Annotated in this window: 11 protein-coding genes and 1 pseudogene; 7 read left to right on the top strand and 5 right to left on the bottom strand. The window is 32.9% G+C overall.

What is annotated here, in order from left to right; translation table 11 throughout:
• The first annotated feature begins 119 nt into the window (after positions 1 to 119).
• Positions 120 to 956 (top strand): hypothetical protein, encoded by an 837-nt coding sequence (locus AAGD20_RS06140; protein ID WP_341748823.1) that lies wholly within the window; start codon positions 120 to 122, stop codon positions 954 to 956.
• Between the two features lie 341 nt (positions 957 to 1297).
• Positions 1298 to 1465 (top strand): guanosine polyphosphate pyrophosphohydrolase, encoded by a 168-nt coding sequence (locus AAGD20_RS06135; RefSeq protein WP_341748822.1) that lies wholly within the window; start codon positions 1298 to 1300, stop codon positions 1463 to 1465.
• On the opposite strand, the gene AAGD20_RS06130 is transcribed toward AAGD20_RS06135, so the two are convergent.
• Positions 1462 to 2502 carry an IS630 family transposase gene (locus AAGD20_RS06130; RefSeq protein WP_341748821.1) on the bottom strand — a complete coding sequence of 347 codons (1041 nt, stop codon included), beginning with the start codon at positions 2500 to 2502 and terminating at the stop codon, positions 1462 to 1464. The genes AAGD20_RS06135 and AAGD20_RS06130 overlap by 4 nt on opposite strands.
• A gap of 63 nt (positions 2503 to 2565) precedes the next feature.
• Between AAGD20_RS06130 and AAGD20_RS06125 the strand changes: the two are divergent.
• Positions 2566 to 3108, top strand: a pseudogene (locus AAGD20_RS06125) (HD domain-containing protein); the annotation flags it as partial.
• Here AAGD20_RS06125 and AAGD20_RS06120 read toward each other — a convergent pair.
• Both AAGD20_RS06120 and AAGD20_RS06115 read right to left on the bottom strand, forming a co-directional pair.
• Complete coding sequence (locus AAGD20_RS06120; RefSeq protein WP_341748820.1) at positions 3062 to 4396, bottom strand: MFS transporter; 1335 nt, start codon at positions 4394 to 4396, stop codon at positions 3062 to 3064. The pseudogene AAGD20_RS06125 and the gene AAGD20_RS06120 sit on opposite strands and share 47 nt — an antisense overlap.
• Before the next feature lie 512 nt (positions 4397 to 4908).
• Positions 4909 to 5085: a hypothetical protein gene (locus tag AAGD20_RS06115; protein WP_410520900.1), complete on the bottom strand. Its 177-nt coding sequence runs from the start codon at positions 5083 to 5085 to the stop codon at positions 4909 to 4911.
• 210 nt (positions 5086 to 5295) lie between these two features.
• Between AAGD20_RS06115 and AAGD20_RS06110 the strand changes: the two genes are divergently transcribed.
• From AAGD20_RS06110 to AAGD20_RS06095, 4 genes are all read left to right on the top strand, one after another.
• A complete protein-coding gene (locus AAGD20_RS06110; RefSeq protein ID WP_341748818.1) occupies positions 5296 to 7383 on the top strand; it encodes a hypothetical protein in 2088 nt (695 codons plus the stop codon).
• Between the two features lie 32 nt (positions 7384 to 7415).
• Positions 7416 to 8216, top strand: a complete 801-nt coding sequence (locus AAGD20_RS06105) for an RAP domain-containing protein (protein WP_341748817.1) — start codon at positions 7416 to 7418, stop codon at positions 8214 to 8216.
• 180 nt (positions 8217 to 8396) lie between these two features.
• Positions 8397 to 10247, top strand: coding sequence for an AAA family ATPase (locus tag AAGD20_RS06100; protein WP_341748816.1), 1851 nt, complete (start codon positions 8397 to 8399; stop codon positions 10245 to 10247).
• 593 nt (positions 10248 to 10840) lie between these two features.
• Positions 10841 to 11710 carry an IS630 family transposase gene (locus tag AAGD20_RS06095; protein WP_341748815.1) on the top strand — a complete coding sequence of 290 codons (870 nt, stop codon included), beginning with the start codon at positions 10841 to 10843 and terminating at the stop codon, positions 11708 to 11710.
• A 54-nt stretch (positions 11711 to 11764) separates the two neighbouring features.
• On the opposite strand, the gene AAGD20_RS06090 is transcribed toward AAGD20_RS06095, so the two are convergent.
• Both AAGD20_RS06090 and AAGD20_RS06085 read right to left on the bottom strand, forming a co-directional pair.
• Positions 11765 to 13456 carry an IS1634 family transposase gene (locus tag AAGD20_RS06090; RefSeq protein WP_341748631.1) on the bottom strand — a complete coding sequence of 564 codons (1692 nt, stop codon included), beginning with the start codon at positions 13454 to 13456 and terminating at the stop codon, positions 11765 to 11767.
• Between the two features lie 283 nt (positions 13457 to 13739).
• Positions 13740 to 14939 carry an ATP-binding protein gene (locus tag AAGD20_RS06085; RefSeq protein ID WP_094648764.1) on the bottom strand — a complete coding sequence of 400 codons (1200 nt, stop codon included), beginning with the start codon at positions 14937 to 14939 and terminating at the stop codon, positions 13740 to 13742.
• Between the last annotated feature and the right edge of the window lie 155 nt (positions 14940 to 15094).

Raw genomic sequence — 15094 nt, 5'->3', positions numbered from 1 at the left:
TTACAGTACCTCTTAATGATTTCTTTTACAACTTACACAAACTATATTATAGACTCGCTGATATTCTAAAACAACTTCCTTCTGACGAGATACCTAAGCTACTTCTAGAACTATCTATAATGTATTCATCCCCCTCTACTTATAAGACGGCTTTAGAATATATCAACTTAGCTCGAGAATATGATCCCAATAATCTAACATACTTATTTCACCAAACGATACTAACTGCTGCTTTAAACCTTATTAATCAATATGAATCATTATCAATAGAATCTCAGTCATTAGTAGCAACTTTACCACCAGTAGTGCAAGATTTACCTACAGCAAATGCAGCAGTAGTAAACTCAGAAAATACATCAACAATACCAGAATTAAGGCAACAAAGTTCAGTAAAATATTATTATAATATGCCTGATCTTATTGAAGCATGTAATACTGGAGAGCCAAATGCAATACATCAATACTTTCAAGAGATAAAACAAAAGTCTTTACATGGGAGTCTCGATCTATACCAATCGCCTGGGTGGTATATTAATGAAACAACCCCTATTAAGTCTTCAGAGGCAACTAATGTATTACATAATTTATATGCAATTATTAGCCCTACATTAAAAGAACAACTTAATGACGATGAATATACTAGATGGCAAACTATTTTAGAAAAGGGTTTTGCTAAGAACGACAAAGGTGCCGCAGGGATAAAATTTTTAAAAGGAAAAACAGGAAAAATTTATGAATTAAAAGACCCTTCAAAGGATGCTAGGTTAATGGCGGCGGAAATATATAAAAATAAAAGTGCTGAATCCCTAATATTATTTAAGGAAATAAAGTATCATGGTTATATAAGAGGCTATTTGGACAGAACTGAGAGCGCAATAATCCCATGCGAAGATTATTATGAGTTAATGGGGAAGTCCAATCATCTATTGGATAATTTTGATATAATGGCATTGTAACGGGATGTAACTTAAATACTCACCTTACGCATGGCATTTAAAAGTCATATAGAAAATAGCTTGGCGTCATTGCATCAGCGTCATTGCGAGAAACCACTTTAGTGGGCGACGAAGCAATCTATATGTGGATTGCCACGCTCACGTACGTTCGCTCGCAATGACGTTTTGTACTTGTTCCGGAATTTTTAAATTGTCATGGGGTTTATGCGTAAGGTGAGTTAAATATAGCAAAGTATAAAAACCACTCTTTTTTTTAAACTAATATATAATAAACTATTGCAAGAATTTTTATTTTTAGTTATTATTTACTTTATTATTAAAATAATGGAATGGATACTTAAATGGAAGATATTAATGATTGGGAAGTCAAATACGAAAATTGTAAATATGCTGATAGGTTACTAACTAAACTAATGCAGATGAACCAGGAAGTAAACCGACCAATAGATATTAAAGAAGTCAAAAAAGCTATTTATTATGCAAAAAAATACCATGGTATACTCAATTAACCTGAAGAGTTGCAGAAATGGTTAACGGTAATAGTTTGGAAATTATCATTTATTAAGGTACGTAACCTATCTTTATAATTGCCGATGTTGCTAAAAAATTTGTTTATTGCTTCCGAAAATTGTTCGAAATTATGATAAAATTTATTATTAGTTGTAATACTGTGCATAAACTTCCATAATCTCTCAATTGGGTTAAGATTTGGACTATATGGTGGCAAAAATACTAGCTCTATTTTAGTATTTACTAGGTATTCCTTAACTTTCTTGGATTTGTGGTAACTGGCATTGTCACAGATTAAATATATTCTTTCCTTCTCACTATTCTCCTCTTCCAATCTCTGTAGGAAATTAACTATCTGCTCCCCATTTATTTTGGGGTTCTCTGTGCTTACTAACTGTAAATTAACTAGGTTAATAGCACCAATCATGTGCTTTCTTCTCCAGCCACTGAATGTTGGTAAGGTCTTATCTTGGTTCTTTCTTATCCAACCGCACCTTGCCTTTGCTTGATACTGAGGATGAACACCGTCCATAAAATATATGGCTTCCTTATCTCTGAGATTCCCTTTTAGTAAACTGTAGTTTAACTTAAATAATTCTTGCTTGTCAAAATCCAGCTTAGCTGGTACTACTTTCGGCTTCTTGTAAACAAAACCCAGTTTGTATAGTAATTTTGTTACTCCCGTTATCGTATATGTCACACCATATTTGTTCTCAATGTAATGCATGATATCTTTAGCATAAACATAATTATTTGCTTCTAGGTGATTCACTAATTCTGCCTGCTCAACATCATTTAATTTGCTTGTGCTACCTCCATTGTTGGTATTAAGCTTATTGGCTTTTTGATAATCAACAATATGTTTTCTTATCGCTTCGTGGCTCAGGAGTAGTACCTTAGCAATCTCTACATTACTATACCCATCGTCATACATCAAAACTGCCTTAATACGATCACGTATCCTTCCGTCTCGTTCTGTTTTATGACGTTCCTTCAATTTTTCTCTTTGTTCTTCTGTCAATACATTCTTGCTCATAATATCATATACTCTATAATATCTCTCCTATCTTTGCAACCCTTCATTTATTAGTAGTATAGTCAAATGCGACAATCAGGTGAACCTTATTATTCGCATCCAATAGAGGTAGCGTATATGACTTCTGATTATCTTTTTAGAACTGATATTATTGTTACTAGCATACTGCAAGATACTATAGAGGATACAGAACTTTCCAAAAGTATGATTGCAAGCATTTTTGGAGAACAGGTTGCTAGTCAGGTTATGGATCTTACAAGGATAAAAGAAGATGGATGTAAGATTAGCTCAGCTGAAATAATGAAATTATTATATCAACAAAAAAAATATGATACCTTGATAATTAAGCTTTTTGATCGACTTCATAATATACAGACTATTAGTGCTAAATCTCAGGAAAAAGCTAAAAAGATAATTAAGGAAACTTTACAACATTTCCTAGTTATATGTGAAATAGTAGAAATGCCATGGCTCTGTGAAATTTTATATGACAAATGTTGTATGAACAAACCAACATTAAAACAAACTTCCGATAATCTTTTTATTTTTAACAAACCGTTTAAACTTTCTGGCATTCCATTTTTTCAAAATAAGACACTCCTATGAAAAAAGCTATGCCCACCGGTACAAGAATTAAAAATAATCCCCAATAATCTAAATACTTTGTAGTAAATACTAAACCAAACGATGTTATAAAATAAGTGAGTAATTTTGCTATAGCACTTAAAAAACTAGTATACGTAAACCTTCTAAAGACAGGAAAATATTTATAAAATATTGGTGCTGCAGGTACATGGTCAAATACAAATAAAGCAGCTAAACATTGAAAAATAAATACATAAGTTGAATTATGAGTATATGACAATACTATAGGGAATGAAATAACTGAGGCAAAGAATAAATAGAGCTTTGCTTTAAGTATCTTTAAGGGATGTATTATATAACTAATATAAGCAAGCATAATTATTCCAAATAAGTCTATTAAAGATACCAAGAAGTTTTGGCTAATGACCTGATTAGCTGAAAAACCACATTTTTGCTTTAATATATCTCCACAATATATATAAACAAAATAGAAGCATGGGGGTCTAGCACATTGGATAAAAAAATATGCAATTGAAGTCAAAATTGGTACGTGTTGATCAATAAACTCTTTATCCACCTCTTTAAACTCAATACCATTATCTATAAGCCTATGTTTTAACTTAGTTTTTTTATCCATAAATTCAGTGGCTTCCTTTAAACTAGTTCTAGCAACAGAACCAACTAAGGCAATTCCTGCTCCTACCCAAAATGCTATACGCCAGCTAGATTCATTTTGATAAATATGTGTACTAGTAAAAATTGATGCAACTCCTAGTGCCGCTGTAGTTCCTATAGCTGAAAATACAGTTATTAAAGCAACTAAGGAGTATTGAATAGGTGGATTAGAACTTTCTGTTAAATAAATTTCTGCTCCACGTGCTTCAGCAGTTGCCGCCAAACCTTGTATCATACGACACGCTATAAGTACCCAAGAAGCAGTAATCCCTATTTGAGAATAAGTCGGCAAAGTTGCAATAACAACACACGAAATACCCATTAAAAAAGTAGTGATAATCACTACAATTTTTCTACCGATATAATCACCAATAAAGCCAAACAATAACGCTCCAAAAGGTCTAAGTATGTAAGTAGAAGAAAAAGCAGCAGCGGAAAGCAAAGAGGTTGTAAAAGGGTCGTATTTAGGAAAGAATAATTCATTAAGGAGTACTGCCATATGGATATATAGCATTAAATCAAAGTACTCAAGAAACGTTCCTATAGAAAGTAACCCAACAGCTTTTTTCTGATCTTGCGTTAAGCTAGTCTGAGTATAAATAACTCTTCCATCCGCTTGAATAAATTTACTCATAATTGACTCAAATAATTGTTTTTTACTAACTAGCTAAACCCTTATAAACAGCTATGCTCCTATGACTTAGAGGATAACCGCCACATTCTTTTGCCAATCTATCAAAATAAAAGGTAGCTGTAACCCCACAACTGTTGAAAGTTAGAAGAGGAAGCGGTTTTAGACCGGATAGTTTAAAAATCGTATGTGGTCAACGTCATTGCGAGAAAGACCTTAGGTCGACGAAGCAATCCATAAAAGTAACCAAAGATGGATTGCCACGACCTACTTGCGTGGTCTCGCAATGACAGAAAACCTATCTAAAACCCGCTTTACCTTCTAACTTTCAACAGTTGTAGCTGTAACCCCTATCCATGTAATGGTCGAAGCAATCTATTTCTAATTACTTTCCTGGATTGCTTCGTCGTGCGGTTTTCGCACTCCTCGCAATGACGTTTTTACCCTTAATAGTTACAATTATAATTAAATATAACCTGCTTTAAATAGTCAAGTAATTTTTTATTAAAATATTTTTATTTTATCCTATAAAAAATGGATCGGTCTAAATTTATGATGGGTGTTATATAACAATGTACTCTATTATTAATTTGTTCAAGAATAGTATAGTCAATTGATGGGAAGTTGGTGATGTCGTCGCTCAATGCTCGCCTATTACTTATAGGCGTTGCTCCATCGTTCCTGCTACCCAATTCCCCTGAATTGACTATAATTACTAAGTTAGGAAATGAAAAAATAAGCAATATCGCAAAAATAATGAAAACAGCTATTAGTGGAGCAAAAAAATCTGTTATATTATAGATATAACCGAATTTGGAATAACTTGTTATATCGAATTCAGGTTAATTAGGTTGCTGTAAAAGATTCAAGTACAGTTTTAAAATTCCAATAAGGTATTATCAATGAGCAAATTTAATAAGCAGCCTCCTGAGACTAGCAAGAATCAGAACTCTAGTACAAATTTTAACCCATATGCTAAGATGGGGTCAATCAAATTATGTCAGACCTTAAAAAATATTACAGATGTTAATAATTTGAAGTTAGCTCAGGACAGAGCAAAGAACATTATGTGGGATCAAGCAGATGGTTATAAATATGGTTTTAACGCTTGTGGGCTTAGTACGATAATTACTATATTTAGCAAGCGTGGTTTCAAACCATCTGTAGAATTTTTGGAGGACTGGTTCTATACAGCTATCCAGTACATAGAAGAATTTACCCCTCAAGAACTGTCTAATAGTATTTATGCTTTTGGCACATTAAATATACACCCTTCAAAAGAATTTTTGGAAGTTTGGCAGAGAGAGGCTGTAAAGCAAATAGGAAACTTTAATAACCAAAATTTGGCTAACAGTATTTATGCTTTAAGCAAGTTATACTCGAATGATTTAAATAATATGGACGACAATAAACAAGAGGTGAACGAGCCGAGTGTTAATTTAGTAGATGAACACTCAAATGCGAGTGCCTCAGAGTTTTATAGAACCAATTATTTAGATAATTCCAGTAGAACTCTTTTAATAGAATTCTTGGAAGTTTGGAAAATAGCGACCATAAATAAAATGAACGATTTTAAGGCACAAGAATCAGTCAATTCTTTGTCTGGTTTCTGTAAGTTAGATGCATATTTGAATAAATCTCTTGCAAAACTCGCTGATGCACAAGGAGTTGAAGGAGATGCTTCATCTCAAGCCACAGCACACTCTAGCTCTAGTGTATGCGGAGATTCTAGTACCGCATCATTGTCCCAATTAGTATCTGAACAAGCAAATACTTCAGAATCTTGCGAGATCAATTCCTCAAAAAAATTTCTGAAGAGTTGGGAAGAAGCAGCTATAAGAAAAATCTACCAATTTACCCCACAAGGACTGGCTAATAGTGTTCATGCTTTTAGTCAATTAAAAGACAGGCAACCTTCACAAGAATTTTTGGAATGTTGGCAAAAAGAGGCTATAAATAAGATAAAATGCTTTAAAAGCCAAGAATTGGCTATTAGTATGAATGCTTTTGGTAAATTAAAGCTACAGCCTTCAAAAGAATTTTCGAAAGTCTTGCAGATAGAGGCTATAAATAAAATCAATGATTTTAATGCCCAGGGATTGGTTAATATTATCTATGGTTTTGGTAAATTAAAGCTACAGCCTTTAAAGAACTTTTTGAATAGTTGGGAGAAGGTGGCTATCAATAAAATTGACAAATTTAATACACAAGGACTGGTTAATATTATCTGTGCTTTTGGTAAATTAAAGCTACCACCTTCAACGAATTTTTTGGAAAATTGGGAGGCGGTGGCTATCAATAAAATTAACGAATTTAATACACAAGGACTGACTAATGCTATCTATGCTTTTACTCAATTAAAGGTACAGCCTTCAAAGAACTTTTTAAATAGTTGGGAGAAGGTTGTTATAAGTAAAATCGATAAATTTAATGCACAAGAGCTAACTAGTATTATCTATACTTTAGGTCAATTAGAGGAACAATCTTTAGACAATTTATTGAAAGTTTGGCCGGAAGCAGCTGTAAAGCAGATGCAAAACTTTAGTAGCCAAAATTTGGCTGTTATTATCTGCGCTTTGGGTAAATTAAAAGTGCCGCCTTCAGAGGATTTTTTGGAAAATTGGGAAAAGGCGGCTATCAATAAAATTGACGAATTTAATACACAAGATCTAACTAATATTATCTATACTTTTAGTTCATTAAAGGTACAACCTTTAAAGAATTTTTTGGAAAATTGGGAAAAGGCGGCTATCAATAAAATTGACAAATTTAATGCCCAAGGTCTGGCTAATGCTATCTATGCTGTGAGTCAATTAGAGGATCAATCTTTAGAAAAATTCTTGGAAGTTTGGCAAGAAGCGGCTGTAAAGCAGATACAGACCTTTAACAGCCAAAATTTAGCTAATAGTATATATGCTTTGAGTCAATTAGGGGTTCAACTTTCAGCAAAATTCTTGGAAGCTTGGCAGGAAGCGGCTGTAAAGCAATAACAACCTTCAATAGTCAAAATTTAGCTAATAGTATGTATGCTTTAAGTCAACTAAAAATACAACCTTCAACAGAGTTATGGGAAGTTTGGCAGGTAGCGACTATTGGTAAAATCAATGAATTTACTACACAAGAACTAACTAACAGTATTTATTCTCTTACTATACTCTCTGCGTTAACACAAAATAATTACCTATCAACAGTGAAAGTCTTACGAGATGCAATAAACAAACTTGACTTTAATCAGTTGTCTATAGAAGGGGTTATACAAATTTGGACAGGAACAAATTTGTTGCAAGCATTATTTAATGATCAATTATTAGAGGAAGAGAAGTATAAAAGTATTAGCGAAATAATAAATTCGAATCCATTAAATCCGATGACATCAAATTTACAAGAATCTATGTTTAAGGTTATTGCTAATAAATATAAAGGCACACCAACAAAAATCTGTTCAGAATACTGGATACCAGAATTAGCTACTAGAGTAGATATATGTGTTGTGTTTGAAAATAATGAAAAATTAGTAATACAGATAGATGGACCTTCTCATTTTATTGGCAATGGTAAGCAACATAATGCCGCAACAGAAATTAATACTCTCTTTTTAAACATACTAGGTTATACGACAGTAAGGATACCTTATTATGAGGTGAATGCTGAAAATAGTAAGATAGACATTCTAATGCAACTATTCAAATGTATAGATAATTTCACAACTTCTGAAGAAACAAAGTTTGACCAACATTCATTATCAAATAATTCTGAGTTATTTTCAGAAGTACCATTAAGTGCAGAAGATAGTTCTTATTTTGACAACAAAATTACCAATTAGATTAGGTTATGCAAGAGGTCTATTTTTTTATTTTGAATTTTCTCTACTATTTATAATTAATTGGGGCAATAATTTAAAAAATCTTACATGTGATATAAGAAATTTATTTTACGTAATCTACTGGCTATGCTAGCTTGTTTGTGTTATTATTTCCTAATAAAGTTTATAATAATTTTTAATATGAAAGTAGAATTTTTTGATAATATATCAACCAAAAAAACTAATATTGTTAAAGATAACAATAAACCACCAAGAATGAGGATAGGTACCGATGAATTCTATGACTTGCTAGTTAATAGTGATGTCTTTGTTGATAAAAGTCTAATGATCAAAGAATTATTGGAAGATAGTGGTAAGGTTATATTGATCACCAGACCAAGACGATGGGGTAAGAGCTTGAATATGAACATGCTACAGAAATTTTTTGAGATAGAGGTGGATCAAAATGGCGTTCCTTTACCTACAGAAGATAGGGTTAATCGCATTCTCTTTATCGGTGGGGAAATCAATTTAGGTATTAAAGGAAAAAGGACTTTAAAGCCTTTAAAGATTAACAGTAATGAATATGCCATGACTCAACAAGGTCAATTTCCAGTTATTTCCATAAATTTTAAGGATGTTAAAGGCAGTAACTACCAAGAAATTGAAAATGGGATAAAAAATCAAGTAACTAATTTATTTACAAACCATCGATACTTAAAGCGTTATATAACAACAGATGAAAATTTACTAGATGAGGCACAAAAGGAAAAGTTAAATCGATATTTTACAGGAAAGCTTGATAAGGAAGACTTAAAAGATAGTTTACGGGTTTTGAGTGAAGTACTGTACAAACATTTTGGTCAAAAAGTTTACATATTGATCGATGAATATGACACACCGATCAATAGTTCGTATATTGAATTTGGTGATAAATTAAAAGAATTTGATGATGTACTAAAAATATTCCGCGGGATGTTTGGCAGTAGTTTAAAAACTAATCCTTATTTAGAAAAAGGCGTAATTACTGGTATATTACGGGTTGCTAAGGCTAATTTATTTTCGGATTTGAATAATGTTCGTGAATATACTCTGCTAGATGAAAATTTTGCTAAATTTTATGGTTTCACTCAAGCAGAAGTTGATGAGTTATTAACCAAAGTACCACTTGACACAAGTCCTGAAAAAATTAAAGCTTGGTATAATGGCTATAGTTTTGGTGGTGAGGTAATTTATAATCCATGGTCAATTATGTTATGCTTAGATACTAGAGGCAAACTTGATCATTATTGGCTTGATAGTGGGGGGACGGCTCTTGTTGATAAAGCATTATTGTCAGATGGAATACAGGAAGATTTACAGAGCTTAGCTGCCGGAAAGGCTATTATCTCACCGATTGTCAAACAAATTAGTTTTGCTGATATCAACAAGCCAGTAGGATTATTTAGCTTGTTGTTATTTAGCGGTTATTTAAACCCTGTTGCTAAAAAACCAGAAGAAGATATTTACGAATTGTCGGTACCAAATAAAGAGGTACGATATATATATAATGCCAGAATGCTCCAATGGGTAACTGATCAGTTACAAATTGATCATTTTCGATATTATTCTTTTGCTACTTTGTTACCGGCAGGTAAAATAGAACAGTTTAAAGAAAGATTGCAAGAATTATTGTTAAATGCTACTAGTTTTTACCAAACTGGCGAGAAAAAAGCTGAGCTATTTTATAGTGGTTTTATGCTAGGTTTGATTAATACCTTAGCTTCTGACTACATAATAGACAGTGAAAGAGAAACCGGTAGCGGTAGGGCTGATATTATGTTGATACCTAGAGCTGGAAAGCAAGACAACGCCATTATTATTGAATATAAAATATGCAAGTCTCCAGAAGAGTTAGAATCTGTTGCCAGAGAAGGGCTAGAGCAAATAGCAAAAAAACGATATGAGGCTAAAATAAAAGAATACTCCCATGTTCAAAAAATCATCAAAATATCTATGGCTTTTTGCGGTAAGGAAGTAGCACTAGAATACCAAATAGATAAGGTATCTTAGGCATATAGTCAATTGATGAGAAGTTGTGGACGTTGTCACTTGTCGCTCGCCTATTACTTATAGGCGTCGCTCCATCGTTCCTAGCCCCAAATTCCCCTGAATTGACTATATAGGCTTATACGTCATTGCGAGGAGACCGTAGGTCGACGAAGCAATCCAGTATGTCGTACCTGTTCTGCTTAGTACTACAGTTGTAGTTTAGATGTGAGCATTCATGATTTTTTTGTGATGAATAAAAAAACCTGCTCACCAAAAGTCATTGCGAGGAGACCGTAAGGTCAACGAAGCAATCCATTTCTAATTACTTTCCTGGATTGCTTCGTCGGTCTGGCAACCTCCTCGCAATGACATCTTATACTTTAACCTTTTTTCCGTGAACACTCACATTCAATCTACAACTGTAGTATTAGTGTCATACCTGCGTAGGTAGGGGGCTAGATTCCCGTCGTTGCTAAGAATGACAATAGTGGACGGGAATAACAATTTATTGCTTAGTCTCTACCAAAGTGGCTCCTCGCTAATGACGGCATAATGTACTACTAATAAATTAAGGGTTGCAAAGATAGGAGAGATATTATAGAGTATATGATATTATGAGCAAGAATGTATTGACAGAAGAACAAAGAGAAAAATTGAAGGAACGTCATAAGACAGAACGAGACGGAAGGATACGTGATCGTATTAAGGCAGTTTTGATGTATGACGATGGGTATAGTAATGTAGAGATTGCTAAGGTACTACTCCTGAGCCACGAAGCGATAAGAAAACATATTGTTGATTATCAAAAAGCCAATAAGCTTGATACCAACAACGGAGGTAGCACAAGCAAATTAAATGATGTTGAGCAGGCAGAATTAGTGAATCACCTAGAAGCAAATAATTATGTTTATGCTAAAGATATCATGCATCACATTGAGAACAAATATGGTGTGACATATACGATAACGGGAGTAACAAAATTACTATACAAACGGGGGTTTGTTTACAAGAAGCTGAAAGTAGTACCAGCTAAGCTGGATTTTGACAAGCAAGAATTATTTAAGTTAAACTACAGTTTACTAAAAGGGAATCTCAGAGATAAGGAAGCCATATATTTTATGGATGGTGTTCATCCTCAGTATCAAGCAAAGGCAAGGTGCGGTTGGATAAGAAAGAACCAAGATAAAACCTTACCAACATTCAATGGCTGGAGAAGAAAGCACATGATTGGTGCTATTAACCTAGTTAATTTACAGTTAGTAAGCACAGAGAACCCCAAAATAAATGGGGAGCAGGTAGTTAATTTCCTACAGAGATTGGAAGAGGAGAATAGTGACAAGGAAAAAATATATTTAATCTGTGATAATGCTAGTTACCAATTTCGAACAATTTTCCCGACTTCAGTGTTGTTGTGCCAAAAAGTGGCTGACAGCTCAGGAAATGATAAAATTTCCAGGCACAACAAATTATTTGTTCGAATATAAAAATTTCAAAATAATCCTATAATAATTATTACCTTTACTACTTGATTATTTCTTTTACTCTCCTGATGATATTAAATAAGGAATAGTGCTAATCGGTAAATTCATTGCCTTATAAATAATCTTTGCCTCATCTGATACCGGGGATGGAATGCCAAATACTCTTTTATCTTTAATGTGTACTACACTGGTAATTTCCACCCCAATTAGTGCTTTACGTAATCGTTCCGGTGATAGTTTAATTGACTGTAAATTTACCCGATATTCTAAATGCCTGATACATACTAACGCCATAAAACATAAAGCAATATGTGCCTTGATTCTACTAGGACTCCAATGATAAATTGGTCTAATCTTAATATCGTGTTTACTAACTCTAAATGTTTCTTCAATTTGCCACAATCCTTTATAACGAGACAATATATACGCTATATCAACATTTTCTAGGTTACTAATAACTCCATGCAAACCGTCCCATTTGCTATCTTCCTCTATCTTTTGCTCGTTTACTGCAAACTTATCATTATTATTAATTATTAAATATTTTTTATAACCACTAGCAGAAATTAACGACTTAACTCCTTTACTTCTGTTCATTTTTTTCATTAATTTCTTCAATGCTTGCTCTCTATCTTGAGCATCTTTATAAGCCCTTTTGCTACTATAGCTCATAATCAGTTTGCGACCCTTTTCAGCTAGTTCAATTATTTTTCCCTTATATTCTTCTGCATCAACGGTTAATGGCTGATAATCATCACTATTTAAGATTTTAGCTGTAATATCCTTAGTCATATTCTTAATTTTGGCACCTACTATATATTGATAGCCAGCTTGTTCTAATAGAGCTAAATTTTCATTATTCAACATACCGCTGTCTGCTACAAACACTACTTTATCAATAGCAAACCTGCCTTTCAAGCTATCTAAAGCTTTCAATAAAGTATGACCTTCATAGGTCGCTCCAGGAAATATCTCATAACCGATTGGAATACCATTATTAGTAACAAAAATGCTCAGCATTACCTGTACTTCATTGAATTTATGATCTTTACTAAACCCCTTACTCTTCAACTCATCTTCAGTAAATGATTCAAAATAAAGAGTAGTTGCATCATAAAATAGTACATCGATTTTTTCTTTAAACAACTTTTGACTGCTAAGTAAAGCACACTGCTCGATTTTCTCAACCACCTTATCATCTATTTTATCCATAGTTTTGTATACCGAATCAAGCTTTAAATCTACTCCATAATTATTGACCAATAAATTGACTGTTTCACGCTTACTAGTTGGGTTAGCAATACGAGCTAAAACAACATTGCGTATTATGTTTATGCTCGACACTTCCCTGGCAGGATTGGGTAAGATTTTATTAAAACCAAGTTGGTCATAAATTTTTCCATACACCTCATGAATGCCAATGATAGTGCTTCCTTGACTACGTAAATTGCTGATATCATCAATAGGTTGTGGTTGTATTTGTTCTTTCTCGCACCGCTGTCTAGATGACATCGCCATCGATACTATATCCTTGTCTGGGATAAGATTAGGTTGAGTGCTACTAGTGATTTCAACCTTAATGAATTCAGCAAGCTCTATTAATTTAGTTATTTCTTCTTGGTCTGATGCACTGCCAATATGTCGAACAACCCGTTGTTTTACTTTATTAGTTATGGGATCGCGTATCCCTTCTACTAGTTGAACAGCGTTAACATTACGGGTAGCAGATTTTTTGACTCTAACGAACATATCAGTAGCATATTTAAAACTAATTGTTGGTTAGTATATCTACTAAAATATTGTATGTCAATAATAAAAATATATGGAGGCACAACAAACGCCCTCTAATTAACAAAACCTTTTTTCTCCTGCTTTTTCTATACACTTATCTTTAACTATTTTCCGAAGTCAGGCGAAAATAACCAAACTATCTGTCGCTAAGATCACTGAACTACTGAAAACCCTAAATGGCGGATTATCAGATAAGTTATGATTACTAATTAAAATAAATTCAATTGACTATACTGTTTCCTCAGTGGATATTTCCCCAATACGACTTAAAAATCGTATGATTCCATAATTTTGTTAAAAATTCTTCTATTGGCAATATGTTAATTTGTTGATTACCCCAAATTATCTTCCTAGAAGTATCTTCTAAACAAACTAAATAACCTTTATCTATTTGATGTTCTTCCATAAAAGATTTTATACCTTTTAATTCGGTTTTGTGGACATTTGAAGATATTTTTACTTCAATTGGTAATGGTTGGCTGGTAATAGTGCTAATTATAAAATCAACTTCTAAACCGGTTTTAGTACGCCAATAATTTATACGATGATCTAAATCATTTAGGTTTACATATGCTTGTAACTCAGTAAATACGTAGTGCTCTAAAGCTCTTCCTGCTTCTGAACCTTTGATATTATCAAAACGATTTTGACTAATGCTATTTGCAACTCCTACATCAAAAAAATAAAATTTGGGGTGAGATGATATAATTTCTCTACTAATTTTCTTTTGATATGGATAAACTAAATATCCTACTAAAGTATCAACTAGTATTTGGTAATATTCTTTAACTGTTTTGGCATCAATAGAACAATCCCGAGCTATGTTAGAATAGTTTAATAGTTCACCGCTAGAGAAGGCTGTGCTATCTATAAATCTACTAAAAGCAGTTATATTTCTTACTAATCCCTCAGCTCGAATCTCATTAGTTAAATAATCCTCAACATAAGCTTTTAGTAACTTACGAGGATTATTACTAATGAAATGTGATGGAACTAAGCCATTGTTAAATATTTTTAGAAGATTAAATTCTGACTGTATTTCAGGATATATCAATGGATAGAAATTATATTTTATCGCTCTACCACCTAATAAATTTGTACCATAGGCTCTTAATTTTCTACTACTTGAACCGCATAAAATGAAATAACTATCACTATTCTCTATAAGCCAATGTATCTCATCAAGTAATGCTGGAACTTTTTGTACTTCATCTACTATTATAGGAAAGGTGAGTTTAGCTAAATCTAATGCTAATATTTCTTCTCTAAATTTTGAAGGTTGTTTTAGATACTTAATGTATAGATCAGTTTTTAATAGGTCATAATATATCGAATTAGGATACAGACTTTTTAAATAAGTTGATTTCCCTACCTTCCTAGCTCCCCATAAAAAAGCTGTTTGCCTGTTACTTAAGTTCAATTTTAAATATCTTGTATACATAGGGTTACTATTTAGGAATAAGAACCTAAATAGTAACCCTATTTAGGAATAAAGTATAGATTTTATTTGTTAATCTTAGCTTCCCTCAACATATTCCCTTCCTGCTATAGTCAATTGATGAGAAGTTGGTAACGTCGTTACTCGTCGCTTACCTA

The organism is Candidatus Tisiphia endosymbiont of Sialis lutaria (genome assembly GCF_964026535.1).
Classification (GTDB): Bacteria; Pseudomonadota; Alphaproteobacteria; order Rickettsiales; family Rickettsiaceae; genus Tisiphia.
The sequence above is the reverse complement of the archived record's forward strand: the minus strand, read 5'-3'. Positions and strand labels throughout refer to the sequence as shown.